The sequence below is a fragment of the Streptomyces sp. NPDC096205 genome, assembly GCF_044763135.1.
Classification (GTDB): Bacteria; Actinomycetota; Actinomycetes; order Streptomycetales; family Streptomycetaceae; genus Streptomyces.
Map to the genome: position 1 here is coordinate 521702 of NZ_JBIWFS010000007.1, position 23751 is coordinate 545452.

The 23751-nt window shown below is 71.4% G+C and carries 22 protein-coding genes; 11 read left to right on the forward strand and 11 right to left on the reverse strand.

All coding sequences use genetic code 11. From position 1 onward, the window contains the following. Nucleotides 1–7: 7 nt before the first annotated feature. Nucleotides 8–211: a PspC domain-containing protein gene (locus ACIQ6Y_RS27195; RefSeq protein ID WP_404042604.1), complete on the forward strand. Its 204-nt coding sequence runs from the start codon at nucleotides 8–10 to the stop codon at nucleotides 209–211. Nucleotides 212–279: 68 nt separating this feature from the next. Here ACIQ6Y_RS27195 and ACIQ6Y_RS27200 read toward each other — a convergent pair whose 3' ends face one another. Both ACIQ6Y_RS27200 and ACIQ6Y_RS27205 read right to left on the reverse strand, forming a co-directional pair. Beyond that, nucleotides 280–633 (reverse strand): ATP-binding protein, encoded by a 354-nt coding sequence (locus tag ACIQ6Y_RS27200; protein WP_404042605.1) that lies wholly within the window; start codon nucleotides 631–633, stop codon nucleotides 280–282. Between the two features lie 152 nt (nucleotides 634–785). Continuing rightward, complete coding sequence (locus tag ACIQ6Y_RS27205; protein WP_404042606.1) at nucleotides 786–1940, reverse strand: adenosine deaminase; 1155 nt, start codon at nucleotides 1938–1940, stop codon at nucleotides 786–788. Between the two features lie 114 nt (nucleotides 1941–2054). On the opposite strand from ACIQ6Y_RS27205, the gene ACIQ6Y_RS27210 reads away from it, so the two are divergent. From ACIQ6Y_RS27210 to ACIQ6Y_RS27240, 7 genes are all read left to right on the forward strand, one after another. Then, entirely contained in the window at nucleotides 2055–2819 is a 765-nt protein-coding gene (locus ACIQ6Y_RS27210) for an alpha/beta hydrolase family protein (protein WP_404042607.1), read from the forward strand. Between the two features lie 108 nt (nucleotides 2820–2927). Continuing rightward, entirely contained in the window at nucleotides 2928–3572 is a 645-nt protein-coding gene (locus ACIQ6Y_RS27215; protein ID WP_404042608.1) for a choice-of-anchor M domain-containing protein, read from the forward strand. Continuing rightward, nucleotides 3569–5242 (forward strand): choice-of-anchor M domain-containing protein, encoded by a 1674-nt coding sequence (locus ACIQ6Y_RS27220; protein WP_404042609.1) that lies wholly within the window; start codon nucleotides 3569–3571, stop codon nucleotides 5240–5242. The genes ACIQ6Y_RS27215 and ACIQ6Y_RS27220 overlap by 4 nt, the downstream gene beginning before the upstream one ends. After that, nucleotides 5239–6768: an anchored repeat ABC transporter, substrate-binding protein gene (locus ACIQ6Y_RS27225; RefSeq protein ID WP_404042610.1), complete on the forward strand. Its 1530-nt coding sequence runs from the start codon at nucleotides 5239–5241 to the stop codon at nucleotides 6766–6768. Before ACIQ6Y_RS27220 ends, ACIQ6Y_RS27225 begins: the two co-directional genes overlap by 4 nt. Next, entirely contained in the window at nucleotides 6768–8282 is a 1515-nt protein-coding gene (locus ACIQ6Y_RS27230; protein WP_404042612.1) for a choice-of-anchor M domain-containing protein, read from the forward strand. The genes ACIQ6Y_RS27225 and ACIQ6Y_RS27230 overlap by 1 nt, the downstream gene beginning before the upstream one ends. Then, nucleotides 8279–8989 (forward strand): anchored repeat-type ABC transporter ATP-binding subunit, encoded by a 711-nt coding sequence (locus tag ACIQ6Y_RS27235; RefSeq protein ID WP_404042613.1) that lies wholly within the window; start codon nucleotides 8279–8281, stop codon nucleotides 8987–8989. Before ACIQ6Y_RS27230 ends, ACIQ6Y_RS27235 begins: the two co-directional genes overlap by 4 nt. Then, entirely contained in the window at nucleotides 8986–9831 is an 846-nt protein-coding gene (locus tag ACIQ6Y_RS27240; RefSeq protein WP_404042614.1) for an anchored repeat-type ABC transporter permease subunit, read from the forward strand. Before ACIQ6Y_RS27235 ends, ACIQ6Y_RS27240 begins: the two co-directional genes overlap by 4 nt. A gap of 18 nt (nucleotides 9832–9849) precedes the next feature. Here the strand turns inward: ACIQ6Y_RS27240 and ACIQ6Y_RS27245 are convergent, their stop codons facing one another. Then, nucleotides 9850–10803: a LysR family transcriptional regulator gene (locus ACIQ6Y_RS27245; RefSeq protein ID WP_404042615.1), complete on the reverse strand. Its 954-nt coding sequence runs from the start codon at nucleotides 10801–10803 to the stop codon at nucleotides 9850–9852. A gap of 63 nt (nucleotides 10804–10866) precedes the next feature. Here ACIQ6Y_RS27245 and ACIQ6Y_RS27250 point away from each other — a divergent pair, with 63 nt between their 5' ends. Then, nucleotides 10867–12141 carry an MFS transporter gene (locus ACIQ6Y_RS27250; protein WP_404042616.1) on the forward strand — a complete coding sequence of 425 codons (1275 nt, stop codon included), beginning with the start codon at nucleotides 10867–10869 and terminating at the stop codon, nucleotides 12139–12141. Nucleotides 12142–12398: 257 nt separating this feature from the next. Continuing rightward, complete coding sequence (locus ACIQ6Y_RS27255) at nucleotides 12399–13412, forward strand: sigma-70 family RNA polymerase sigma factor (protein WP_404042617.1); 1014 nt, start codon at nucleotides 12399–12401, stop codon at nucleotides 13410–13412. Here the strand turns inward: ACIQ6Y_RS27255 and ACIQ6Y_RS27260 are convergent. Next, nucleotides 13296–13682, reverse strand: a complete 387-nt coding sequence (locus ACIQ6Y_RS27260; RefSeq protein ID WP_404042654.1) for an STAS domain-containing protein — start codon at nucleotides 13680–13682, stop codon at nucleotides 13296–13298. The two genes, ACIQ6Y_RS27255 and ACIQ6Y_RS27260, sit on opposite strands and share 117 nt — an antisense overlap. A gap of 59 nt (nucleotides 13683–13741) precedes the next feature. Here ACIQ6Y_RS27260 and ACIQ6Y_RS27265 point away from each other — a divergent pair, with 59 nt between their 5' ends. After that, on the forward strand, nucleotides 13742–14665 hold the full coding sequence (locus ACIQ6Y_RS27265) for an AEC family transporter (protein ID WP_404042618.1): 924 nt from the start codon (nucleotides 13742–13744) through the stop codon (nucleotides 14663–14665). A 140-nt stretch (nucleotides 14666–14805) separates the two neighbouring features. Here the strand turns inward: ACIQ6Y_RS27265 and ACIQ6Y_RS27270 are convergent, their stop codons facing one another. The 7 genes from ACIQ6Y_RS27270 to ACIQ6Y_RS27300 form a co-directional block, all read right to left on the reverse strand. Continuing rightward, entirely contained in the window at nucleotides 14806–16089 is a 1284-nt protein-coding gene (locus tag ACIQ6Y_RS27270) for a thymidine phosphorylase (RefSeq protein WP_404042620.1), read from the reverse strand. A 96-nt stretch (nucleotides 16090–16185) separates the two neighbouring features. Further along, nucleotides 16186–16575, reverse strand: a complete 390-nt coding sequence (locus ACIQ6Y_RS27275) for a cytidine deaminase (protein ID WP_404042622.1) — start codon at nucleotides 16573–16575, stop codon at nucleotides 16186–16188. Beyond that, nucleotides 16572–17846, reverse strand: a complete 1275-nt coding sequence (locus tag ACIQ6Y_RS27280) for an ABC transporter permease (protein WP_404042623.1) — start codon at nucleotides 17844–17846, stop codon at nucleotides 16572–16574. The genes ACIQ6Y_RS27275 and ACIQ6Y_RS27280 overlap by 4 nt, the downstream gene beginning before the upstream one ends. Further along, the gene (locus ACIQ6Y_RS27285) at nucleotides 17843–18970 is read right to left on the reverse strand and encodes an ABC transporter permease (protein ID WP_404042624.1); all 1128 of its coding nucleotides are present in this window, start codon (nucleotides 18968–18970) and stop codon (nucleotides 17843–17845) included. The genes ACIQ6Y_RS27280 and ACIQ6Y_RS27285 overlap by 4 nt, the downstream gene beginning before the upstream one ends. Beyond that, nucleotides 18970–20517 carry an ABC transporter ATP-binding protein gene (locus ACIQ6Y_RS27290; protein ID WP_404042625.1) on the reverse strand — a complete coding sequence of 516 codons (1548 nt, stop codon included), beginning with the start codon at nucleotides 20515–20517 and terminating at the stop codon, nucleotides 18970–18972. The genes ACIQ6Y_RS27285 and ACIQ6Y_RS27290 overlap by 1 nt, the downstream gene beginning before the upstream one ends. Nucleotides 20518–20725: 208 nt before the next feature. Then, nucleotides 20726–21775: a BMP family protein gene (locus ACIQ6Y_RS27295; RefSeq protein WP_404042626.1), complete on the reverse strand. Its 1050-nt coding sequence runs from the start codon at nucleotides 21773–21775 to the stop codon at nucleotides 20726–20728. A gap of 281 nt (nucleotides 21776–22056) precedes the next feature. Continuing rightward, on the reverse strand, nucleotides 22057–23106 hold the full coding sequence (locus tag ACIQ6Y_RS27300) for a BMP family protein (RefSeq protein ID WP_404042627.1): 1050 nt from the start codon (nucleotides 23104–23106) through the stop codon (nucleotides 22057–22059). Nucleotides 23107–23751: the final 645 nt, after the last annotated feature.

Genomic DNA, 23751 nt, shown 5'->3' on the forward strand with positions numbered 1-23751 from the left:
AGCCGCCATGTCCCGCCTTGCCCGCCCCACGAACGGCCGGATGATCGGCGGAGTGTGTGCCGCGCTGGCTCGGCGTTTCGGCACCTCGACGACCACGATGCGGGTCATCTTCCTGCTGTCCTGTCTGCTGCCGGGCCCGCAGTTCCTGCTGTACATCGCTCTGTGGATACTGCTGCCCTCCGAGGACAAGGCCGCCCGCACCGCCTGGTGACGCCCTGCGCGCATGCGTCGGGGCGCGACCCGGAGATCCAGGTCGCGCCCCGACGGCGTGTGAGGTGCTCAGCCCAGCGGGATGCCGTTCACGGGCAGGCCGTGCGTGGGCAGGCCCTGGAGGGGCAGACCGCCGAGGAGGCCGGCGACCGGCTTGGTCGGGCCCTCGGCGAGGGCCTGGGTGGCGATCGGCTGCACGGTGGCGAGGCTGGTGGCGAGAGCGGGCTGCGCCTGCGTGAGGGCATCACCGGCACCCGGCAGCGCCTTGGAGACGTTCTCGGCGGGCAGGGTCTGGGAGACGGCCCCCAGCGCCTGGGTCGCGTCGGGCACGGCCGGAGCGGCGTTCGCGGCGCCCGCGCCGGTGGCGGCGAAGGCGGCACCGAGGGCGGCGACACCGAGGGTCTTGGCAGCAGACTGCTTCATCGTGAATGCGTCCTTGACTGAACTCGAAATGGGATGACACGGGGATGGGGAGCGGTCCATGAACGTAAACACGCCCGGGCGGCCGCCGCAAACATCGAAATGCGGACGGCTTGTGAATGCCCGCCCGCATTTCGTGCCCCGTGTTCGCCCTGTCAGTCCGTAGAGTCCCTGGTCGCGGCCGTCTGCTGGAACAGCCATTCGGACTTGAGCTCGGCGTAGCCAGGCTTGATCACGTCATTGATCATCGCGAGGCGTTCATCGAAAGGAATGAACGCTGATTTCATCGCATTGACGGAGAACCACTGCATGTCGTCGAGCGTGTAACCGAATGCTTCGACGAGATGCTCGAATTCCCGGCTCATGCTGGTGCCGGACATCAGCCTGTTGTCGGTGTTGACCGTGGCCCGGAAGTGCAGCCTGCGCAGCAGTCCGATGGGGTGCTCGGCGTAGGAGGTGGCGGCGCCGGTCTGGAGGTTGGAGCTGGGGCACAGCTCCAGGGGGATGCGCTTGTCGCGGACGTAGGAGGCGAGGCGGCCGAGGTGGACGCTGCCGTCGTCCTTGACCTCGATGTCGTCGATGATGCGCACCCCGTGGCCGAGCCGGTCGGCGCCGCACCACTGCAGGGCCTGCCAGATGGAGGGCAGTCCGAAGGCTTCACCGGCGTGGATGGTGAAGTGGTTGTTCTCGCGCTTGAGGTACTCGAAGGCATCGAGGTGCCGGGTGGGCGGATAGCCGGCCTCGGCGCCGGCGATGTCGAAGCCGACGACGCCCAGGTCGCGGTGACGGTTGGCGAGTTCGGCGATCTCCAGGGCGCGGGCGGCGTGCCGCATGGCAGTGAGGAGGGCACCGATGCGGATGCGGTGGCCGTTCTCGCGGGCGCTGCGTTCGCCTTGGCGGAAGCCCTCGTTGACCGCCTCGACCACCTCTTCGAGGGTGAGGCCGCCCTCCAGGTGCTGTTCGGGGGCGTAGCGCACTTCGGCGTAGACGACGCCGTCCTCGGCGAGGTCCTCGGCGCACTCGCGGGCGACCCGCACCAGGGCGTCGCGGGTCTGCATGACGCCGACGGTGTGGGAGAAGGTCTCCAGGTAGCGTTCGAGGGACCCGGAGTCGGCGGCCTCGCGGAACCAGAGGCCGAGCTTGGCCGGGTCGGTCTCGGGGAGAGCTGAGTAGCCCTGCTCCTGGGCCAGTTCGACGATCGTGCCGGGGCGCAGCCCGCCGTCGAGGTGGTCGTGCAGCAGAACCTTGGGTGCCCGGCGGATCTGGTCCGGGCTCGGGGCGGTCCTCATCCGGTCAGTCTGGCTCGTCATTTTCGCACTGTAACGCCTACGCGCGTAGACGGCGCGGTGTACGGCTCGGGCCGATACGTAACGGTGACCGCACGGACGGGTGGCGTACACCCGCGCTTCTGAGACTGTTCTGCCATGGCACAGGAAGCGACGTCGGTGCGTGAGGCCCGACTGGGGCGGGGTTTCGGGCCGGAGCCCACGGCGGTGAGCGGGGTCGTGCTGCTGCTCCCGGCGGGTGAGGAGCAGTCCGCGCGGCGGCCCTCGCCCTGGCTGGCGTCCGCGTCCGTAAGGGCGTTGGGACGGCAGCTGGCCCGTGCGGGCCGGGCGGAGGGGCTGGTCACGCATGTGGTGCACTACCGCTTCCGGGGCTGGAACGGCAGCGAGGCCCATCTCGCGCGCGACGCCGCCTGGGCCGCCGACGAGGTCGTACGACGCTACGGCGATGTGCCCGTCTGTCTGGCCGGCCTCGACATGGGCGGGCGCGCGGCGCTGCACGCGGGCGGCCATGAAGCCGTCAACTCCGTGCTGGCGATCGCCCCTTGGCTGCCCGAGGAGGACATGGCGGCGCCGCCCGAACCGGTGAAGCAGCTCGCGGGGCGGCGGGTGCTGATCGTGCACGGCACGAACGACGAGCGGACCGATCCGGAGCTGTCCTTCCGGCTCGCGGCGCGGGCGAAGAAGTCCAACCGCGATGTGTGCCGCTTCGAAGTCCACTCCGACAAGCACGCCTTGCAGCAGCACCGAAGTGAAGTGCTCGCCCTCGCCGAGGACTTCGTCATGGGTTCCCTGTTCGGGCATGCCTTCTCGCGTCCCGTGGAGGACGCGCTGGCCGCGCCGCCGCCGTTGGGGCTGCGGATGCCGCTGGCTTCCGGGTTCGGCCGCTCGTTGCGGCGCCACTGATCCAGCCGCCTGCCCCTCGTGCGCTACCCCCTTGCGCCTCTTAGTTGAAAATGATTATCGTCTCGGCGTGCCCATGGCGGGCATGTTCATGATCCAGGGGGGTCTCTTTTGCGTACCCGCAACCATCTGCTCACCGTCACCGGTGTCGCCGCCGCGGCGCTCGCCGCCGCCGGTCTCAACTCCTCGGCCTTCGCCGCCACCACCCTCTCCTCCGGCCACGTCGACGTCCTCGACGCGGAGTGGGACGGCACCAACCTGCAGCTGCACGTCCACGACGAGGAAGCGGGCGTCGAGTACGCGCCGGCCGACGTGTCGCTGTCCGTGCCGGCCGCCGCGAAGGTCGCCAACCCCGGTTACGGCTTCCTCGGCACCGGCAGCCAGGTCTGGCTGCTGCCCGACGACGAGGTCCTCGCCGACAGCCGCGGCGTGCTGTTCCCCGGCATCTCCACCGAACACCTCACCACCGGCGTCTTCGGGGGCGACGCCGTCACCTACACCCTCACCGGTGCCACCCGCAACGGCGGCTCGACCGACGACTTCAGCGTCTACGCCGGCGCCGGAAGCCGCTGGTACGACAGCAACCCGGCGACGACCTCGTACAAGTCGAAGTCCTTCGGTGTCGCCACGCACAACCACGCCAACTGGGCCTTCGAGGAGCCCGGCACCTACAAGCTGACCTTCCGTGTCCAGGGCACGGTCGGCGGTGTCGCCAAGTCCGCGACCGCGACCTACACCGTGGTCGTCAGCTCGTGACGGCGGCCCTGACGCGCGGTGGGCGCGCCCTCACGGCAGCCGCTCTCACCACGGCGACCGCGGTGCTCCTCGGCGCGGCAGGGCTGGTCGTCGCCGGCGGCAGCGGGGATGCCCGCGCCGCCGGCGGCGGTGCCGTCGTGCTCGACGAGGGCGAGATCGACCTCGCCCCCCGGGTCGTCGACGGAAGGCTTCGGCTGCGCATCGACGACCGCACCGGCGCCACCCCCGTCGAACGCGCGCCCTCCGAGGTCGTCCTGCACGTCCCGCCTGCCACACGGCAGCACACCCCGTCCCCGCTGGCCGAGGCCTTCGGGCTGGTCAGCCAGGATCTGTGGCAGCTGAACGGGCAGCAGTCGGCCGGCCTGTTCGCGCTGGAACCCGGCTGGAGCGGCGCCCGCGCCGGTGATGCCACCGAGGTGCGGCTGTCCGCCTTCGCGGGGCCGGGCGTCTTCGGCATGGCGGACTTCACCTCGGAGATGGAGAACGCCGACGAGCCGCCGCGGGTGTACCTCGGCAGCGCCGACCCGGCGCCGCGCGCGTTCACCCTCGGCGCGGATGCACAACGGCGCACGCCGACGTGGCTGTTCGCGGCCGAGGGCGTCTACCGGCTGACCTTCACCGTGACCGGCGCCGACGGTGGAGCCTCCGACACCGAGACGCTCGCCGTGGTCGTCGGTGACGACGTCGACCCGGCCGACGTCCTGCCCGGCGACGGGGCCACACCCACCGGAACACCGGGAACGCCCGGCACGCCCGGTACGCCCACCGGTTCCGGTGGTCCGTCCGGCACCGCGCCGACGGCCCATGTCATCAGCAAGGGCCATCTCGACCTGGCCGCCCGTAAGTCCGACGGCGATCTGGAGTTCCAGGTGAAGGAGGGCACCCCGGAGGACCACGAGTGGTACGAGCCGGACGAGGTCGTCCTCCATGTGACGCCCGTCGCGCGGCGGAAGATCCCGCAGGGGTACGACTTCCTCGGCACACCCGGCGACCCGGTGTGGTGGCTGCCGATGAGCCAGCACCCGGACATCGTGTGGCCCGGCTGGTCCACCACGGAGTGGGACAAGGACGAGATCGACGGCAGGTTCACCTACCGGCTCGACTCCGTGCGGGGGCCCGGGAACGTCGCGCTGTTCAGCGACGGCGCGCTGGGCGGCACGGAGGTGCAGATCAACAGCGGTGACGGACTGCCCGACGCCATGACCATCGCCGCGGACACCCACCGGCACACCTACTGGGCGTTCACCGCCGAGGGCGTCTACCGCACCACCTGGTCCTGGAGCGCGACCCTCGCCGACGGCACACGAGTCGGCGACACCGAGACGCTGGCCTGGGTCGTCGGGGACGACGTGGACCCGGGCGGTGTGCGGCCCGGAGAGGGGTCCGAGCCCTCGGCCACGCCCACACCGACGACGGCGACGCCCTCTGCCACGCCTTCCGCCGCCTCGAGCGAGCCGGCCGCGAGCCCGTCGGCTCCGGCGGCGCCCTCCGGGTCTGCGGCAGGGGCCCCTGCACCGTCGTACGGCAGTGGTGGGACGTCGGTGAACGGCAGTCTGGCCACCACCGGTTCGGGGGCCGCGCTGCTCGCCGGGACGGCGGTCGCCGCGCTGCTGCTCGGCGGGGCCGCGGTGTTGAGCGTCCGGCGCCGACAGCGGCGTAGGGCCTCATGAGCGGCGCGAAGAGGCGGGCGGCGCTCGCCGGGGCGCTGGCCGGAGCGGTGCTGGTGAGCGGGTGCGGGGCCGGGCAAGGGGACTCCGGGGACGCGGAGTTGACGGTGTCGACGACCACCGCCATCCTCGCGGACCTGGTGCGCCGGGTCGGTGGTGACCGGGTGGACGTCACCTCGATCGTGCCGCACCACGGCGACCCGCACTCCTACGAGCCGAGCCCCGGGGACGCGGCGAAGGTCGCGCGGGCGGACATCGTCTTCGGCAACGGGCTGCTGCTGGAGGAGCCCGGGATCATGAAGATGGTCCATACGAACGCGCCCAGGTCGGCGCCGAAGATCGAGATCGCCGAGCGGCTGGAGGAATACGGCGGCACGGTCATCGAGCTGGAGGAGGACCTCGGGCTGGACGTGCTGTGGCTCGGCTGGGCCGTGGAGGGGGAGGTCGCAGGGGAGGGCTCCCAGGTCCGTACGACCGCCACGCAGCTGGAGGGGCCCGGTGAGCTGCGCGTGTACCTCACCGACACGCTGGGGCGGCCGAAGGTGTACGTCGACTCCGCCGACGGGCTCGACGCGCGCGACTCCTTCACCCTGCCGCCCGAGGCGCACACGCACGTCAACTGGGCGTTCAGCGAGCCGGGCACCTACCGGCTGACCGTGTCCGGCCGTACCGAGACGCTCGGCGGGGGCGGCGCGGGCATCGGCAGCGGCACCTTCACGTTCACCGTCGGCGACGCGGCCGAGGCGCCCCGGGGTGCCGAAGTCCTCGACGGCGGGCACGCCGACCTGGCGCTGGACGCGGCGAGCGGCGAGGTGTACGTGCGGGGCGAGGCGACCGGCAGCGGGCAGCGGCGTCGGCTCGCGCCCGGGGACGTGGTGCTGAACGTGCCCGACCGGGCGCGGGAGTCCGTGCCGCAGGAGGCGCCGTACCGGTTCCTCGGCGCGCCCGGCGACCCGGTGTGGGTGCTGCCGCAGGCCGTCGTCGGCCAGCATGTGCACGGCGACCTGGACCCGCACGCCTGGGAGGACGTCGCCAACGCGCAAGCCTATGTGCGGCGCATCCAGGCCGAGCTGACCAAGGCCGACCCGGCGGGCAGGGCGACGTACGCCCGGAACGCGAAGGCGTATCTGCAGACGCTCGACGTGCTGGACCAGGAGGTCGCCCGCACGCTCGCGGCGATCCCCGCCGCCCACCGCAAGCTGATCACCACGCACGACGCGTTCGGCTATCTCGCCGACGCGTACGGCATGGAGGTCGCCGGCTTCGTCGTGCCCGTGCCGGGACAGGAGCCGAGCGCCGCCGAGGTGCGGCAACTGGGCGCCACCATCCGGGACAAGCGCATCCCGGCGGTGTTCCTGGAGCCCAACCTGGCGGCCCGCGCGGATGTGCTGAAGCGGGTCGCGGAGGACGAGGGCGTCGGGGTCTGCACGCTCTACGGCGACTCCTTCGACGACCGGGTCCACGACTACGTATCGATGATGCGGCACAACGCGCGCGAGCTCGCGAAGTGCCTGGGGAGGAATGCCTGATGAGGGCGGCACGAGCAGGAGCGCTGGCCGCGCTGGTGGCGGCCGCGGCGGGGACGGCCGGGGGCGGTCCCGCCGTCGCCGCGGACGAGGACGGCCGTGGCATGGGTCGTATCGCCTACGCGGACGGGGCGTTGACGCTCGACGCCGGAGCGGCGGCCCCTACGGTGATCGAGGCGTCGGGGGACGGTTCCGCGCCCGGCTGGGACACCACCGGTGTGCCGGCGGGCGCACTCGTCGATGACACCGTGCGCTGGGCGCTGGACGGGGTCGACGGGCCGGGCGAGGTACGGGTGCGCGGGGCGGACGGACCGCTGTTCGACAGCGGGGACGACGTGCCGGACGTCGTGGAGGTGCCGGTCGGTGGACGGGCGGAGACGGACTGGGAGTTCAGCGAGCCCGGCACCTACCGGCTGATCTTCAGCGCCGCTGCCACGTCGGCCGACGGACGGGAGCTGTCGACGGGGACCGTGTACACGGTCCGGGTCGCCGAGGAGGAGACCGGGGTTCCTGAGCCGTCGCCCTCCGCCACCGAGGAGGAGGCTCCCGAGCGGGCGTCCTCCGTCGCCCCCTCCCCCGCGGCCCCGCGGACGCTCGCCCAGGCGGCGGCTCCCGTGCGGGCAGCGGCGGCGGCCGAGGACGACGACGTACGGACCGAGCACACGGTCCTCGGCGAGGGGCACATCGACTTCGCCGCCCGGGTGCTCGACGGCACCCTTCAGCTGCACGTCAAGGACGGCACCGTGCCCGGACGGACCGTGTGGCGCGAGCCGTCCGCGCTGGAGCTGCGGGTGAAGCCTGCGGCCCGCAACACCCTTCCGCCGGGAGGGCAGTTCGCCTTCCTCGGCAAGGCGGGCGACCCGGTGTGGCTGCTCGACCAGGTGCAGCAGGAAGGGCTGTTGTGGCCCGGCTGGTCCACGGACCACGTGGCCGCGGGGGCGCTGCGGGGCGGGGTCGAGTTCACGCTGGCCGGGGCGGACGGGCCGGGCTCGGTCGCGCTGTACACCTACGACGCCATGTCCGGCGCGACCGTGCTCTTCAACAGCAAGGACGGCGTGCCGGACTCCTTCGACGTGCCCGCCAACTCCCACGCGCACGGCGGCTGGGCGTTCACGAAGGAGGGCACCTACCGGCTGACGTTCCGGATGAGCGGCACGCTGGCGAACGGGCGGGCGGTGTCGGACACGGTGCCGGTGACGTTCGTGGTGGGGGACCGGAAGGCGGATGTGGGGGGCGGGAAGGCGGATGTGGGGGGCGGGAAGGCGGATGTGGGGGGCGGCGGCGCGGATCCCTCTGCGTCTCCTTCGTCTTCTTCCTCTCCTTCTGGGGGCGGCACCGGCTCGGGGTCGGGCTCAGATGGCTCCGGCTCGGGCGGCTCCTCGGTCGGCGGCGATGGCTCCATGGCGCACACCGGCGCCGGGGACCCCGTGCGGGTGGCCGCCGTCGCGGGCGGGCTCGCGCTCGCCGGTGGTGCGGCCGTGTGGGGCGTACGGCGACGGAGGGGCCGTACGTCATGAGCGCGCTGGTGGCGGTCGAGGGGGCCGGGGTGGTGCTCGGCGGGCGTCAGGCCCTGCACGATGTGTCGCTCCAGGTGGCGGCCGGAGAACTGGTGGGTCTGATCGGGCCGAACGGCGCCGGGAAGACGACCCTGCTGCGGGCGGTGCTGGGCCTGCTGCCGTACACCGGCCGGGTCGAGACGCGGGGCGCGGTCGGCTATGTGCCGCAGCGGCACGAGTTCGCCTGGGACTTCCCCATCGATGTCGCGGGCGCGGTGCTGACCGGGCGGACCCGGGCGATGGGGCGGCTGCGCCGGCCCCGCCCGGCCGACCGGGCGGCCGCCGGGCGCGCGCTGGAGCTCACCGGACTCGCCGCACTGCGGCGACGGCCCGTCGGTGAGCTCTCCGGCGGCCAGCGGCAGCGCGTCCTGGTGGCGCGCGCCCTGGCCGCCGAACCCGAACTGCTCCTGCTCGACGAGCCGTTCACCGGGGTCGACGTACCGACGCAGGATCTGCTCAACGAGCTCTTCGGCCGGCTGACCGCCGAGGAGGGCAAGGCGCTGCTGATGACGACCCATGACCTGGCGGCGGCCGCGCGCACCTGTGACCGGGTGGTGCTGCTGAACCGGACGGTGGTCGCCGAGGGCGGCCCGGAGGTGCTGGCCGACCCGGAACGGATGCTGCGGGCCTTCGGTCTGGACCGGGCGATGGGAGGGGTGTCCGCGTGATCGGCTTTCTGCTGGAGCCCTGGGAACTGCCGTTCATGCAGCGGGCGTTCGCGGTCGCCGCGGTGGTGGGGCTGGTGTGCGGGGTGGTCGGGGTGTACGTCGTGCTGCGCGGGATGGCGTTCATCGGGGACGCGGTGGCGCACTCGGCGTTCCCGGGCGTGGCGCTCGCCTACACCTTCCAGGGCAACCTGCTGTTGGGCGGGGCGGCCGCCGGGATCGTCACCTCGGTGCTGATCGCGTTCGTGTCGCAGAACCGGCGGCTGAAGGAGGACACCGTCATCGGGGTGTTCTTCGCGTTCGCGTTCGGGCTGGGGATCGTGCTCGTCTCGACGCGGGACAGCTGGACGACGGACCTGTCGTCGTTCCTGTTCGGGCAGGTGCTCGCGGTGTCGGCGGCGGACGTGTGGACGGTGGCCGGGATCGGGGCGGTGCTCGTCGCGGTCGTGCTGGTCCTGCGCAGGGAGCTGGTGACGGTGAGCCTGGACCGGGAGACCGCCCGTGCGGCGGGGCTGCCGGTGTTCCGGCTCGACCTGGTGCTGTACGCGGTGGTGACGTCCACGATCGTGATGTCCCTGGAGGCCGTCGGCAACGTCCTGGTGCTCGCGCTGCTCATCACGCCCGCGGCGACGGCCCGGCTGCTCACCGACCGGCTGTGGTCGATGACCCTGCTCGCCTCGGTGCTGGGCTGCGCGGGCAGCGTGGCCGGGCTCTACGTGTCGTACGCCTACGACCTGGCGGCGGGCGGCTCGATCGTGGTCGTGCTGACCGGGCTGTTCGTGTTGACGTGGCTGCTGGCGCCGAGGCACGGGCGGCTGCTGCGGGGGCGGCTCGCGGCTTCCTGAGCAGGCGGCCTTTAAGGGTCACTCGTGGAGCAGGCGCCCCCGGCGCGACAGCAGGAACTTCTTGAAGGCGGCCACCGGAGGCGTGTCCGGCCGGCCCTCCAGCCAGGCGACGCCGATCTCGCGGGCCGCGCGCGGGGCGGTCACCGTCAGTTCGACGACGCCGGGGCGGGGGACGGCCGGCGGGGGCAGGAGGGCGACGCCCAGGCCGGCGGCGACCAGGCCGCGCAAGGTCTCGGCCTCCTCGCCCTCGAAGGCCACCCGGGGTTTGAAGCCGGCCTCCTTGCAGAGATCGTCGGTGATGCGGCGCAGGCCGTAGCCGGGCTCCAGGGTCACGAAGGCCTCCTCGGCGGCCTCGGCGAGCCGGATGCGGCGGCGGCCGGCCAGCAGGTGGTCGGCCGGCACGACGAGGCGCAGCTTCTGCTCGTCGAGCCGGCGCCCCACCAGGTCGGGGGCGTCCGGTACCGGCGAGGTCAGGCACAGGTCCAGCTCGCCCGCGCGCAGCCGCTCCAGCATGGCCTCGCCGTAGTTCTGCACCAGGCTGAAGCGGACCCGGGGGTGGTCGGCGCGGAAGGCGTGGATCAGGCCGGGCACGGTCTCGGCGCCCATGGTGTGCAGGAACCCGAACGCCACCTTGCCGGTCGCCGGGTCCGCGTCGGCGCGCACCTCCTCCGCGGCCCGCTCGATCTCGCCGAGGGCGCGCTCGACGGAGCCGAGGAAGGTGCGCCCGGCGGGCGTGAGGGACACGGTCCGCCCGCGGCGCGCGAACAGTTCGACGCCCAGGTCCTGTTCGAGGCGGACCATCGCCCGCGACAGCGTCGACTGCGGGACGTTCATCTCCTGCGCGGCACGGGTGACGTGCTCGGTGCGGGCGACCCCGGCGAAGTACGCGAGCCGTGGCGCGAGCAGCGCGACGATGTCTTCTGTGTCACCACTCGGTGACAGCCACTCCCCTGACCTCTGCTGATGCATCACGGGAACGATTATGCCGATTCCATGCATTGGACGGATGAGTGAAGGTCTCCTTACCTTCTAGGCATGAATCCCGCCGATACCGGGGCGTCCACCGTCGTGGGCGCCGTTCCGTCCTCCGCTCCCGTCCAGTCTTCTGCTGATTCCCGTATGACCCCGGGCGGGCCCGGCTACCGGCGCATGAGTTTCGCGCTCTTCCTCGCCGGTGTCGCGACCTTCGCCCTGCTGTACTCCACCCAGGCGCTGCTGCCGCTGATCTCCGGCGAGTTCGGGGTCAGCGCGAGCGAGGCGAGCTGGACGGTGGCGGCCGCGACCGGTGGCCTGGCGGTGTTCGTCCTTCCGATGAGTGCCCTGTCCGAGCGGTTCGGGCGGCGCACGGTCATGACGGCGTCCCTGGCCGTCGCCGTGACCGTGGCGGTGCTCGTCCCCCTCGCGCCCTCGCTGCCGGCCCTGGTGGCGCTGCGCGCGGTGCAGGGCGCGGCCCTGGCGGGGCTTCCGGCGTCGGCGACCGCGTATCTCGCCGAGGAGGTGCGGCCGCGGGCGCTGATCACCGCGATCGGCCTGTTCGTCGCGGGCAACAGCGTCGGCGGGATGAGCGGCCGGGTCATCACCGGCTGGGTGGCCCAGGAGTGGGGCTGGCGGGTCGCGCTCGGTGTGATCGGCGTGCTCGCGGTCGCCTGCGCGATCGCCTTCCGCCTCCTGCTGCCCGCGCCTCGGCACTTCACGCCGGGCTCGCTGCGGCCGCGCGTCCTGCTGGACACGGTCCGCGGCCACCTCGCCGACCCGCTGCTGCGGCGGCTGTACGCGATCGGCGCGCTGTTCATGACGGTGTTCGGCGGCGTCTACACGGTGATCGGCTACCGCCTGACGGACGAGCCGTTCTCCCTGCCCCAGGGCATCGTCGGCTCGATCTTCCTCGTGTACCTGGTCGGTACGGTGTCCGCCTCGACGGCCGGCCGCCTGGTGGGCCGCCTGGGCCGCCGCGGCGCCCTGTACGCGGCGGGCGGGACCACCGCAGCCGGCCTGCTGCTCTCCCTGTCGGACTCCCTGGTGCCGGTGCTGCTGGGCCTGGTGCTGATCACCGCCGGCTTCTTCGCGGGGCACGCGGTGGCGTCCTCGGCGGTGAGCAGGACCGCGACGAAGGGTCGCGCACAGGCGTCCGCGCTCTATCAGTCGGCCTATTACGTCGGCTCCAGTGCCGGCAGCACGGTGGGCGCTGTCGCTTTCCATGCAGGGGGCTGGGGCGGCACGGTGGCGGTCGGTGTGGTCGCGGTTCTGGGCGTCGTGGGGATCACCCTGGCGGGTACGCGGGCGGCGCTGGTGGCGGCGCGGGCGGCGTAAGGGGTCGTCCGGTGCGTTGCCGGGTGCGGGTGGTCGTGGGTTGCTCGCGCAGTTCCCCGCGCCCCTTCAGGGACATGCACTGTGCCTGCTCAAGGGGCGCGGGTAACTGCGCGACCGGCCACGTACCACCCGCACCCGGCAATGCACAGAACCCCCCACCACCAGCCCCTTTTCCAGGACCGCGGGCCATTGTCAGTGGCCTGCGGTAGCGTCCTTGTGGCGTACGACACAGGACCGGCCACAGGGGTGGGTGGACGATGAGCAACACCGCGACGACGACAGATCTCGACGTCGAGCTGGAGCGGTACCGCGTCGAGCTGACGGGCTACTGCTACCGCATGCTCGGCTCCTCCTTCGAGGCGGAGGACGCGGTCCAGGACACGCTGGTACGTGCCTGGCGGAGCCACGACAAGTTCGAGGGCCGGTCCAGTCTGCGCTCCTGGCTGTACCGGATCGCGACGAACGTGTGCCTGGACATGCTGACCGCGGGCAACAAGCGCGCCAGGCCGATGGACCTGACGGAGGCCACCCCGCTCGCGCAGGCGGCGCTGTCCCCGCGCCCCGACCACACCTGGCTGGAGCCGATGCCGGACGCCCGGGTGCTGCCGAGCACCGCAGACCCGGCGGAGGCGGCCGTGGCCAAGGAGTCGGTGCGGCTGGCGTTCATGGCCGCGCTCCAGCAGCTGCCGCCCAAGCAGCGCGCGGTGCTGATCCTGCGCGAGGTACTGGCGTGGAAGGCGAGCGAGGTCGCCGAGCTGCTGGACACCTCGGTCGCCTCGGTCAACAGCGCGCTCCAGCGGGCCCGGGCCACCCTCTCCGAGCGGTCCGAGGCGGGGGCCGACGCGGAGGTGGCGAACCCGCTGGACGAGGAGCAGAAGAAGCTCCTGGAGCGCTATGTCGCGGCCTTCGAGGGCTACGACATGACGGCGCTGACGGCGCTGCTGCACGAGGACGCCATCATGACGATGCCGCCGTTCGACCTGTGGCTGCTGGGCCCGTCCGACATCACCGGCTTCATGACGACGCTCGGCGCCGGGTGCGCCGGTTCGCGGCTGCGTCCGGTCGAGGTCAACGGCCTGCCCGGGTTCGCGCACTACAAGCCGGACCCGGAGAAGGGCGGCTTCTCCCCCTGGGCGATCCAGGTGCTGGAGGTCTCAGAGGGCCGGATCACCGGTTTCCACTGCTTCCTGGACGTCCAGCGGTGGTTCCCGCTGTTCGGGCTGCGCGACCACATCGAAGCGGAGTCCGACGAGGTCGAGCAGGGCGCGTAGCTCGGGGGCGGGGTCGCGCAGCCGTATCCGGCCGCCCGACCTGCGCGCGGTGAGCTGCATCCGCGCCAGCAGGTCGACGGCCGCGAGCCCCGGCGGCCCGATCCCGGCCACGTCGCACTCCACGAGCCGGCCACCGGCCGGTCCGAGCAGCTCCCGCAGGGCATCGCACCACCCCGTCACCTCGCCCCGGGTGACGGGGCCGGTGATCACGAGTACAGCGGGTGTCATGGCGTCCACGTGCGGTAGACCGCGCGGGCGGCCGGAACTCATCGCGGACGTCGTCGGCATCACATTGACCGGGGTGTGTGCTCTGGCCAAGGGTTGAGGGCGTGCGGGGGGTACTGAGCGGGTTCGCGGTGATCGTGGTGGTGATCGCCGTCGGCTATGCCATCGGTCGGCGTGGCTACCTCGGCGACCAGGGCCGCGAGGTCCTGACCAAGCTGGCGTTCCACGTGGCGACGCCGGCCCTGCTCTTCACCGTCCTCGCCCAGGCCGACCTGTCGGTGATCTTCTCGACCCGCCTGCTGGTGACGGCCCTGAGCACGGCGGCCGTGGCCGCGCTGTTCGTGGCGGTGGCGGTCGTACGCGGCTGGGGGGTGGGCCGTACGACGATCGGCGCGCTCTGCGCGGGGTACGTCAACTCCGGCAACCTCGGCATCCCGATCGCGGTGTACGTCCTCGGGGACGCCTCGCTGGTGGCTCCGGTGCTGCTCTTCCAACTGGTCGGGGTGACGCCGGTCGCGGTGACGGTGCTGGACCTGGCGACGGGCGGCGCCTCGAAGCGCCCGCTGTGGCAGCGCCTGCTCACTCCCCTGCGCAACCCGATCGCGCTGGGCTCCCTCTCGGGCGTGGCGGTGTCGGCGGCAGGCCTCTCGGTCCCGGCCCCGGTGCTGGACCCCCTGACCCTCCTCGGCAACATGTCCGTCCCCGCCGCCCTCCTGGCCTTCGGCATCGCCCTGCGGGGCAGTGCCGTACCGCTACGCGGTGGCGAGAGGGAACCCGTCCTGCTGGCCGTGGGCCTCAAGACCGTGGCCATGCCCCTGATCGCCTGGCTCCTGGCCGCAGGCGCCTTCGACCTGCACGGCGCCCCACTCCTCGACGTGGTCGTCACCGCCGCGCTGCCCGCCGCGCAGAACCTCTTCACCTACGCGAGCACGTACCGCGTGGGCGAGGCACTGGCCCGGGAGGCCGTCCTGCTGTCGACGGTGGTGTCGGTACCGGTGCTGGTGGGGGTGGCGGCGGTGTTGGGGTGACTCAGGCCTTGCTGTCGGGCACGTGGAGACCGAGCCGCGACGGTACGGCCACGGCCAGGCGCTGAACGTTTCCCCAGTCATGCCGAACGGGACCGGCGGAGGTCCACCGATCCCGTTCACCCGAAAGGGAAACCCGCAGGTCAGGCGATGCGTTCCAGCACCACCGGCGACGCCGTGAACGTCGTGCCCGGGGCTGCGATGTCGTACGAGCCCTCCACCGCCTTCAGGGCGTAGTCGAAGCGCTCGGGGGTGTCGGTGTGGAGGGTCAGCAGGGGCTGGCCCTCGCGGATCTCGTCGCCGGGCTTGGCGTGCATCTCGATGCCCGCGCCCGCCTGGACCGGGTCCTCCTTGCGGGCGCGGCCGGCGCCCAGGCGCCAGGCGGCGACGCCGATGTCGTAGGCGTCGAGGCGGGTGAGGACACCGGAGGCCGGGGCCTTGATGATGTGCTGCTCCTTGGACGTGGGCAGCGCGGCGTCCGGGTCACCGCCCTGGGCGGCGATCATGCGGCGCCAGACGTCCATGGCCGAGCCGTCGGCGAGGGCCTTGGCCGGGTCGGCGTCGTGGATGCCGGCGGCCGCCAGCATCTCGCGGGCCAGGGCGACCGTCAGCTCGACCACGTCCGCAGGTCCGCCACCCGCCAGGACCTCGACCGACTCGCGGACCTCCAGGGCGTTGCCCGCGGTCAGGCCGAGCGGGGTCGACATGTCGGTCAGGAGGGCGACCGTCTTCACGCCGTGATCGGTGCCGAGGCCGACCATCGTGGAGGCCAGCTCGCGGGCGTCCTCGATGGTCTTCATGAAGGCGCCGGAGCCGACCTTCACGTCCAGGACGAGAGAGCCGGTGCCCTCCGCGATCTTCTTCGACATGATGGACGAGGCGATCAGCGGGATCGCCTCCACCGTGCCGGTCACGTCCCGCAGCGCGTACAGCTTCTTGTCGGCCGGGGCCAGCCCGTCGCCCGCCGCGCAGATGACCGCCCCGGTCGTGTCGAGGACGTGCAGCATCTCCTCGTTGGACAGCAGCGCGCGCCAGCCGGGGATCGACTCCAGCTTGTCCAGGGTGCCGCCGGTGTGGCCGAGGCCGCGGCCGGACAGCTGCGGGACGGCCGCGCCGCAGGCGGCGACCAGCGGGGCCAGGGGCAGGGTGATCTTGTCGCCGACACCGCCCGTGGAGTGCTTGTCGGCGGTCGGGCGGGACAGCGAGGAGAAGTCCATGCGCTCGCCGGACGCGATCATCGCGGCGGTCCAGCGGGCGATCTCACGCCGGTTCATGCCGTTGAGCAGGATCGCCATGGCGAGCGAGGACATCTGCTCGTCGGCGACCTCGCCGCGGGTGTACGCGTCGATGACCCAGTCGATCTGCTCGTCGCTGAGCTCACCGCGGTCCCGCTTGGTGCGGATGACGGAGATGGCGTCCATGGCCATGGCTTTCCTTCCGACGTGCTGAAGAAAGTGGTGCAGAAAGTGCTGGAGAAATGGGCGGCCCCTCTGAGCAGGGGCTCTCAGAGGGGCCGCGGGGAATTACTTGGTGAGATGGTCCGGGCCGAAGGCCTGGGGCAGCATCTGAGACAGCGGCAGGATGCCCGCCGGTGTCTCCAGGATCAGGTCCGGCCCGCCGAACTCGTACAGCAGCTGCCGGCAGCGGCCGCACGGGACGAGGATCTCGCCCTTGCCGTCCACACAGGTGAAGTGGGTCAGCCGGCCGCCCCCGGTGCGCTGCAGCTCCGACACCAGCCCGCACTCGGCGCACAGGCCGAGCCCGTAGGAGGCGTTCTCGACGTTGCAGCCGGAGACGGTACGGCCGTCGTCCACGCGGGCCGCGACCCCGACCGGGTAGCCCGAGTACGGCGCGTAGGCGTGGGACATGGCTTCCCGTGCCACCGCCCGCAGGGCGTCCCAGTCGAAGGTCACTTGCCCTGTCCCTTCCGGTACGGCAGACCGTCCGCCTTCGGCATCCGCAGGCGCTGGGCCGACAGGGCCAGGACCACCAGCGTGATGACGTACGGCGTGGCGGAGACGACCTGGTTCGGGACCTCGTTGGTGCCCGCGTACCAGGCGAAGACCAGGCCGCCGATGACGGCGGTGATCGCGGCCGCGACGTACTTCTTGCGGACCAGCTGCCAGATCGCGCCGATGATCAGCAGCAGCGCGCCGAGCAGCAGCAGGGCGTGGACGTTCTCCGAGCCGCCGCGCAGGTTGAGGCTGTCGGTGTAGCCGAACAGGCCGGCGCCGAGGGCGAGGCCGCCCGGCATCCAGTTGCCGAAGATCATCGCGGCGAGGCCGATGAAGCCGCGGCCGCTGACCTGGCCCTCCAGGTAGAAGGGGTTGGCCACGATCGACAGGAAGGCGCCACCGAGACCGGCGAGGCCGCCGGAGATGATCACGGCGAGGTACTTGTACTTGTAGACGTTCACGCCGAGGGACTCGGCCGCGACCGGGTTCTCGCCGCAGGAGCGCAGCCGCAGGCCGAACGCGGTGCGCCACAGGATCCACCAGGTGGCGGGGACCAGGGCTACGGCGATCAGAGTCAGCCAGGAGACGTTGGTGACCAGACCGCCGAGCAGGCCGGCGATGTCGGAGAGGAAGAACCAGCCCTTGGCGTTGAGGTCCCGCAGCGCGTCGGACAGGCCCGGCACCGTGAAGTGGCCGAGGGACTCCACCGGCGGGGACTGCTTCGCCGAGCCGCCCTGGTGGCCCTCGAAGGCCAGCGGGGCGAGGTAGCGGGTGGCGCCGAGGGCGAGGATGTTGATCGCCACACCGGAGACGATGTGGTTGACGTTGAACGTCACGGTGACGAAGGCGTGCAGCAGGCCGCCGAGGCAGCCGCCGATGATGCCGACGAGGACACCGGTCCACGGGCCCCACTGGAAGCCGGCCCAGGCGCCGAACCAGGTGCCGAGGATCATCATGCCCTCGAGACCGATGTTGACGACGCCCGCGCGCTCGGCCCACAGACCGCCGAGACCGGCGAGGCCGATGGGCACGGCGAGCTGGAGGGCGGTGGACATCTGGCTGACGTTGGTGATGCCGTCCGCGCCGGTGATCAGGCGGACGATCGAGGTCAGCGCCAGGCCGCCGGCGATGACCAGCAGCAGCACCGGCAGCGACATGCGGCGGCCGGCCGGCGCCGCGGGCTGCAGCGTGGGCTGGTTGACGTCAGCCGCAGAGATAGGGGCGGTCATCGGCCCGCCACCTCCTTGTTCACGTTGTTGTCGGTGGCGCCGAGGACATGCCCGGCGGCCAGCTCGGCGCCGACCCGGCGCTGCTGGCGGCGCAGGCCCCACTCGCGGACGGCCTCGTAGGACACGACCACCGCGAGGACGATGATGCCCTGCATGATGACCGCGATCTCCTTGTCGTAGCCGTGGAAGTCCAGCTCCGGGGAGGCCTTGTCGAGCCAGGCCCACAGCAGGGCGGCGAAGGCGATGCCGACCGGGCTGTTGCGGCCGAGCAGGGCGATGCCGATGCCGAGGAAGCCGATGCCGGTGGGGAAGTTCAGGTTGTAGGTGTGGGCCTGGCCCATGAGGATCGGCAGACCCGCGAGACCGGCGACGGCGCCGGAGATCAGCATGGCGGTCAGCGTCATCCGCTTGGGGTCGACACCGCTGGCCGCGGCAGCCGACTCCGAGGCGCCGGAGGCGCGCAGGTCGAAGCCGAAGCGGGTGCGGTTGAGGACGACCCAGTAGCCGATGCCGAGCAGCGCGGCGAGGACGACCAGGCCGTAGATCTCTCCGGCCTCGCCCAGGTCGATGCCGGGCACCCAGCCGGACTCGTGCATCTCGCCGGTGGTGTTGTTGTTGCCGATCTTGACGCCGAAGACGTCGGGCAGCCACAGGTAGGCGATGACGGAGGTGGCGATCGCGTTGAGCATGATCGTCGCGACGACCTCGCTGACGCCGCGGGTGACCTTCAGGACACCGGCGATGCCGGACCAGAAGGCGCCCACGAGCATGGCGGTCAGCAGCAGCAGCGGGATCTGCAGCGCGGCCGGCAGGTCGGCGTGCGCGCCGACGACCGCGGCCAGCATGGCGCCGAGCTGGTACTGGCCGTCGACACCGATGTTGAACAGGTTCATCCGGAAGCCGATGGCCACCGCCAGGGCCGCGATGTAGTACATCGAGGCCTGGTTGATGATCAGGACCTGCTTGTCGGAGAACCCGATCTGCTCGAACATCAGCGTGAACGGCTCGATCGGGTTCTTGCCCGAGGCGAGCAGCACGATCGCGCTGAGCGCGAAGGCCACGGCGAGCGCGATGACCGGTCCGGCCACCGCGAGGAGCACACGCTCCTTGTCGAACTTCTTCATCAGCGGGCCTCGTCTTCGGGGGCTTCCGGCGTCTCTTCGTGCTCGAGGTGTCCGGTGACGGCACCGGTCATGGCCGAGCCGAGCTCCTCGGGGGTGATGGTGGCCGGGTCGGCGTCCGCGACCAGCTTGCCGTTGTAGATCACCCGGAGCGTGTCGGACAGGCCGATCAGCTCGTCCAGGTCCGCGGAGATCAGCAGCACGGCCAGGCCCTCGCGGCGGGCCTCACGGATGTGGTCCCAGATCGCGGCCTGCGCACCGACGTCCACACCGCGGGTGGGGTGGGCGGCGATCAGGAACCGCGGCTTGTGGCTCATCTCGCGGCCGACGATCAGCTTCTGCTGGTTACCGCCGGACAGGGAGGCCGCGGTGACGTCGATGCCCGGGGTACGGACGTCGTACTCCGTCACGATCCGCCGCGTGTCCTCCTGCGCTGCCTTCGGATCCAGCCAGACGCCCTTGGCGTTGGGCTTCTCGGTGACGTGGCCAAGGATGCGGTTCTCCCAGAGGGGGGCCTCCAGGAGCAGGCCGTGGCGGTGGCGGTCCTCGGGGATGTAGCCGATGCCCTGCTCGCGGCGCTTGCGGGTGACCCAGCCGGTGATCTCCTCGTCGGCGAGGCTGATCGTGCCGGAGTCGGCGTTGCGCAGGCCGATCAGCGCGTCGACCAGCTCGGTCTGGCCGTTGCCCTCCACACCCGCGATGCCCAGCACCTCGCCGGCGTGGATGGTGAAGGTGATGTCGTCCAGCAGCGCCTTGCCGCCCGGCGCTTCCATGCGCAGCTTGTCGACGGTGATGACGGGGCGGTCGGTGACGGTCGACTCGGCCGTCTCCGGCGTGGGCAGCTCGCTGCCGACCATCATCTCGGCGAGCTGGCGCGGGGTGGTCTGCGACGGTACGGCGGTCCCCACGGTCGTACCGCGCCGGATGACGGTGATGTCGTCGGCGACGGACAGCACCTCGCCCAGCTTGTGGGAGATGAAGATGACCGACAGGCCCTCGGACTTCAGCTCGCGCAGGTTGTCGAAGAGCGCGTCGACCTCCTGCGGAACCAGCACGGCCGTCGGCTCGTCGAGGATGAGCGTGGTGGCGCCGCGGTAGAGGACCTTGAGGATCTCCACGCGCTGCCGGGCGGCGACACCGAGCTCCTCGACCAGGAGGTCGGGCTGGACGCCGAGGCCGTAGCGCTCGGAGATCTCCTTGATCTTGCGGCGGGCCTTGGCGCCGATGCCGTAGAGCTTCTCGCTGCCGAGGACGACGTTCTCGAGGACCGTCAGGTTGTCGGCGAGCATGAAGTGCTGGTGCACCATGCCGATGCCACGCGCGATGGCGTCGGCCGGGGACGAGAAGCTGACCTGCTCGCCGTCGATCGCGATGGTGCCCTCGTCCGGCTTCTGCATGCCGTAGAGGATCTTCATCAGGGTCGACTTGCCGGCGCCGTTCTCGCCGACGAGGGCGTGCACGGTGCCCTTGCGGACGGTGAGGTGGATGTCGTGGTTGGCCACGACACCGGGGAATCGCTTCGTGATCCCGGCGAGTTCGACGGCGGTCACCGATTCGTTGACCGCCGCTCCGGCCGGAGGGCTGCTGGACGCGTTGATGGCGCACTCTCCTGGGGACGGGGGTCGTCTACGCGCGTAGCGCCCCTACGGCATACAAGGGGGCGACGCACCGCTGCCGACGGGGTACGGGGAGCAGCCTCCCCGTACCCCGTTCAGCGGACGTAACCCCTCGGTTACACACTGCTCAGGGTGTGGTTCCTCAGCTGGACTTGACCTTGATGTCGCCGCTGATGATCTTCTCCTTGGCAGTCTCGACGGCCTTCTGCACCTGGGCGTCGCCCGCGAACTTCGGGTTCGAGCTCGACAGGGACACCTCGCCGCTCTTCAGATCGCCACGAACGATACCGGTCTCGGGCTTGCCGTCCTCGACCGACTTCGCCAGGTTGTAGACCGCCTTGGCGACGTCCTTCATGGCGGAGGTCAGGATCGAGTCCTTGTACTTCGCCAGAGCAGCCTGCTTGTACTGGTCGGAGTCGACACCGATCGCCCACACCTTGTTGGCGGCGGCGGCCTCGATGACACCCTGACCGGACAGACCGGCGGCCGCGTAGACGACGTCGGCCTTCTTCTCGATCTGACCCTCGGCGGCCGACTTGCCCTTGTCGGGGCTGGAGAAACCACCCTCCTCGGCCGTCTGGGTGAGATACTGCGACAGGACCTTGACCTTCGGGTCGGTGTCCTTGACGCCCTGCTCGAAGCCGGCCTGGAACTTGTGGATGAGCGGGATGTCCACGCCGCCCACGAAGCCGACCGTGTCGGTCTTGGTGGCCTTGGCGGCGGCGACACCCGCGAGGTAGGACGCCTCCTCCTCGGAGAAGACCAGGTCGGCCACGTTCTTCGCCTCGATCGTGGAGTCGTCCACGATGCCGAAGGTGGTGTCCGGGAACTTCTCGGCGGCGCCCTTGACGGCGGTGGCGTAGGAGTAGCCGATGCCGATCACGGGGTTGTAGCCCTGCTTGGCCAGGGACTCCAGGCGCTGCTGCTTGTCGGCGTCGGTCTCGCCCTCGGTGGGCTCGATGTCGGCCGTGTCGTAGCCGAACTCCTTCTTCGCCTGCTCCAGGCCCGCGTACGCGGCGTCGTTGAAGGACTGGTCGCCCTTGCCGCCGACGTCGTACGCGATGGCCAGGCCCAGGTCGCCCTTCGACTCCGACGAGCCGGCGGAGGTCGAGGTACCGCCACAGGCGGAGAGCGCGAGGGCCAGAGAGGCGGTCGCTGCGCCTGCGACCGTGATCCGGGAAATCCGGCGCATGTGTGGTGCTCCTGTCGTACAAGCGCCGTAGGACGGTTCAGCTTCGGCGCTGGCTTCGCCGCAGATTAACGCGCGTAGACCTACCTGAAAACCCCTTCTGTCCACCTTGTTATGCGCCCGTGGCCAACGTAACTCCGCGGTCCGCCGGGGCTTGCCGAACGCAAAGGGAGGGTGGCGGTGCGTGACGCCGCCGCGGGGGCTTTCCGGTACGACGAAGCGGGCGGGTACGCCGTCGTACCCGCCCGCTTCGGCTCGTCAGGGGCCGCTGGCCCGACCGGGTGCTACTCGGTCTTGACCTTGATCGAGCCGCTGATGATGCCTTCCTTGGCCTTGTTCACGGCGTCCGCGAGGCCGGGGATCTTGGCGTACTCGGGGTTGCTCTCGGAGAGCCCCACGCCGTTCACCTTCAGGTCGAAGGTCTGCACGCCGGTCAGCGGCTTGCCGTCCTCGACGGACTTGGCCAGCGCGTACACCGCACCGCCGACGTCCTTCAGGGCCGAGGTGAGGATGTAGTTCTTGTACGCGGCCAGTGCCTGCTGCTTGTACTGGTCGGAGTCGACACCGATCGCCCAGACCTTGGCCTTGGCGGCGGCCTCGATGACGCCCTGACCGGACAGACCGGCGGCCTGGTACACCACGTCGGCCTTCTTCTCGATCTGGCCCTCGGCGGCGGCCTTGCCCTTGTCCGGGCTGGAGAAGCCGCCCTCCTCCGCGGTCTGCGTCAGGTACTGCGAGACGACCTTGACCTTGCCGCCGCTGGTGTCCTGCACGCCCTGCTTGTAGCCGGCCTCGAACTTGTGGATCAGCGGGATGTCCACGCCGCCCACGAAGCCGACCGTGTTGGTCTTGGTGGCCTTGGCCGCCGCGACACCGGCGAGGTAGGAGGCCTCCTGCTCGGCGAAGACGAGGGAGGCGACGTTGTCGCCCTCGACCACGGAGTCGACGATGCCGAAGGTGGTGTCCGGGTACTTCTTGGCCACGGCCTCCATGGCGGGGCCGTAGGCGAAGCCGATGCCGATGACCGGGTTGTAGCCCTGCCGGGCCAGCGACGCCAGACGCTGCTCCTTGTCGGCGTCCGTCTCGCCCTCGGTGGGCTCCACGTCGGCCGTCTTGTAGCCGAACTCCTTCTTGGCCTTCTCCAGACCGGCGAACGCGGCGTCGTTGAAGGACTGGTCGCCCTTGCCGCCGATGTCGTACGCGATGGCGAGGCCGAGGTTCTCCTTGTCGCCGCCGTCGCCGCCGTCGCTGCTGGTGCCGCCGCAGGCCGTGGCCGCGAGCGCGATCGACGCGACTCCCACCGCGGCGCGGGTCAGTTTGGATATCCGACGCATCTGAAGTTCCCCATTCTCCAAAGCCCCGCAGTGGGCGCTCGGTTCGGCGCAGATTAACGCGCGTAGACACTCCTGGGAACGGGGTTCCGCGCGGCCGTTATCCATTCGTGCCGATGGCTGTTACGCGCCGGTGAACGACTGGTCCGAAAGGGACACGCCACCCGCACACGGCCCAGGCTGCCCCGCCCCTTTGCGGGCTGCAACCGGAACCGGCCATCCGAGCGGCGTGGCCCTGCCCGTCCCCGCCGTATGCGACCGCGGGCCGTCGTGGGCTGATCGCGCAGTTCCCCGCGCCCCTGAGGATGTGGGCCGTCCCCGCCGTATGCGACCGCGGGCCGCCGTCGGCTGGTCGCGCAGTTCCCCGCGCCCCTAAGGGCACGACCGCCAGCCCCGTACAACCGCAAGCAACCACGACCGGAGGGCAACACGGCCGGCCGCGCACGGCGGGAAGGCATACGAAAGGTCGGCGTCGGCCAGCCGCGCACGGCGGGGAGGGACGGGACAGAGGCGAAACCGGCCGCGGCCGCGCACGGCGGGACGGCATACAAACGGTCGGCGTCGGCCAGCCGCGCACGGCGGGGAGGGACGGGACAGAGGCGAAACCGGCCGCGGCCGCGCACGGCGGGACGGCATACAAACGGTCGG

Excerpts from the sequence above, each read along its gene's own strand:
- ACIQ6Y_RS27280 (WP_404042623.1), bottom strand. The coding sequence starts at position 17,846 with ATGACCGCCCCTATCTCTGCGGCTGACGTCAACCAGCCCACGCTGCAG.
- ACIQ6Y_RS27210 (WP_404042607.1), top strand. The coding sequence starts at position 2,055 with ATGGCACAGGAAGCGACGTCGGTGCGTGAGGCCCGACTGGGGCGGGGT.
- ACIQ6Y_RS27195 (WP_404042604.1), top strand. The coding sequence starts at position 8 with ATGTCCCGCCTTGCCCGCCCCACGAACGGCCGGATGATCGGCGGAGTG.
- ACIQ6Y_RS27295 (WP_404042626.1), bottom strand. The coding sequence starts at position 21,775 with ATGCGCCGGATTTCCCGGATCACGGTCGCAGGCGCAGCGACCGCCTCT.
- ACIQ6Y_RS27205 (WP_404042606.1), bottom strand. The coding sequence starts at position 1,940 with ATGACGAGCCAGACTGACCGGATGAGGACCGCCCCGAGCCCGGACCAG.
- ACIQ6Y_RS27225 (WP_404042610.1), top strand. The coding sequence starts at position 5,239 with ATGAGCGGCGCGAAGAGGCGGGCGGCGCTCGCCGGGGCGCTGGCCGGA.
- ACIQ6Y_RS27235 (WP_404042613.1), top strand. The coding sequence starts at position 8,279 with ATGAGCGCGCTGGTGGCGGTCGAGGGGGCCGGGGTGGTGCTCGGCGGG.
- ACIQ6Y_RS27255 (WP_404042617.1), top strand. The coding sequence starts at position 12,399 with ATGAGCAACACCGCGACGACGACAGATCTCGACGTCGAGCTGGAGCGG.
- ACIQ6Y_RS27230 (WP_404042612.1), top strand. The coding sequence starts at position 6,768 with ATGAGGGCGGCACGAGCAGGAGCGCTGGCCGCGCTGGTGGCGGCCGCG.
- ACIQ6Y_RS27285 (WP_404042624.1), bottom strand. The coding sequence starts at position 18,970 with ATGAAGAAGTTCGACAAGGAGCGTGTGCTCCTCGCGGTGGCCGGACCG.
- ACIQ6Y_RS27260 (WP_404042654.1), bottom strand. The coding sequence starts at position 13,682 with ATGAGTTCCGGCCGCCCGCGCGGTCTACCGCACGTGGACGCCATGACA.
- ACIQ6Y_RS27300 (WP_404042627.1), bottom strand. The coding sequence starts at position 23,106 with ATGCGTCGGATATCCAAACTGACCCGCGCCGCGGTGGGAGTCGCGTCG.
- ACIQ6Y_RS27200 (WP_404042605.1), bottom strand. The coding sequence starts at position 633 with ATGAAGCAGTCTGCTGCCAAGACCCTCGGTGTCGCCGCCCTCGGTGCC.
- ACIQ6Y_RS27270 (WP_404042620.1), bottom strand. The coding sequence starts at position 16,089 with ATGGCCATGGACGCCATCTCCGTCATCCGCACCAAGCGGGACCGCGGT.
- ACIQ6Y_RS27250 (WP_404042616.1), top strand. The coding sequence starts at position 10,867 with ATGAATCCCGCCGATACCGGGGCGTCCACCGTCGTGGGCGCCGTTCCG.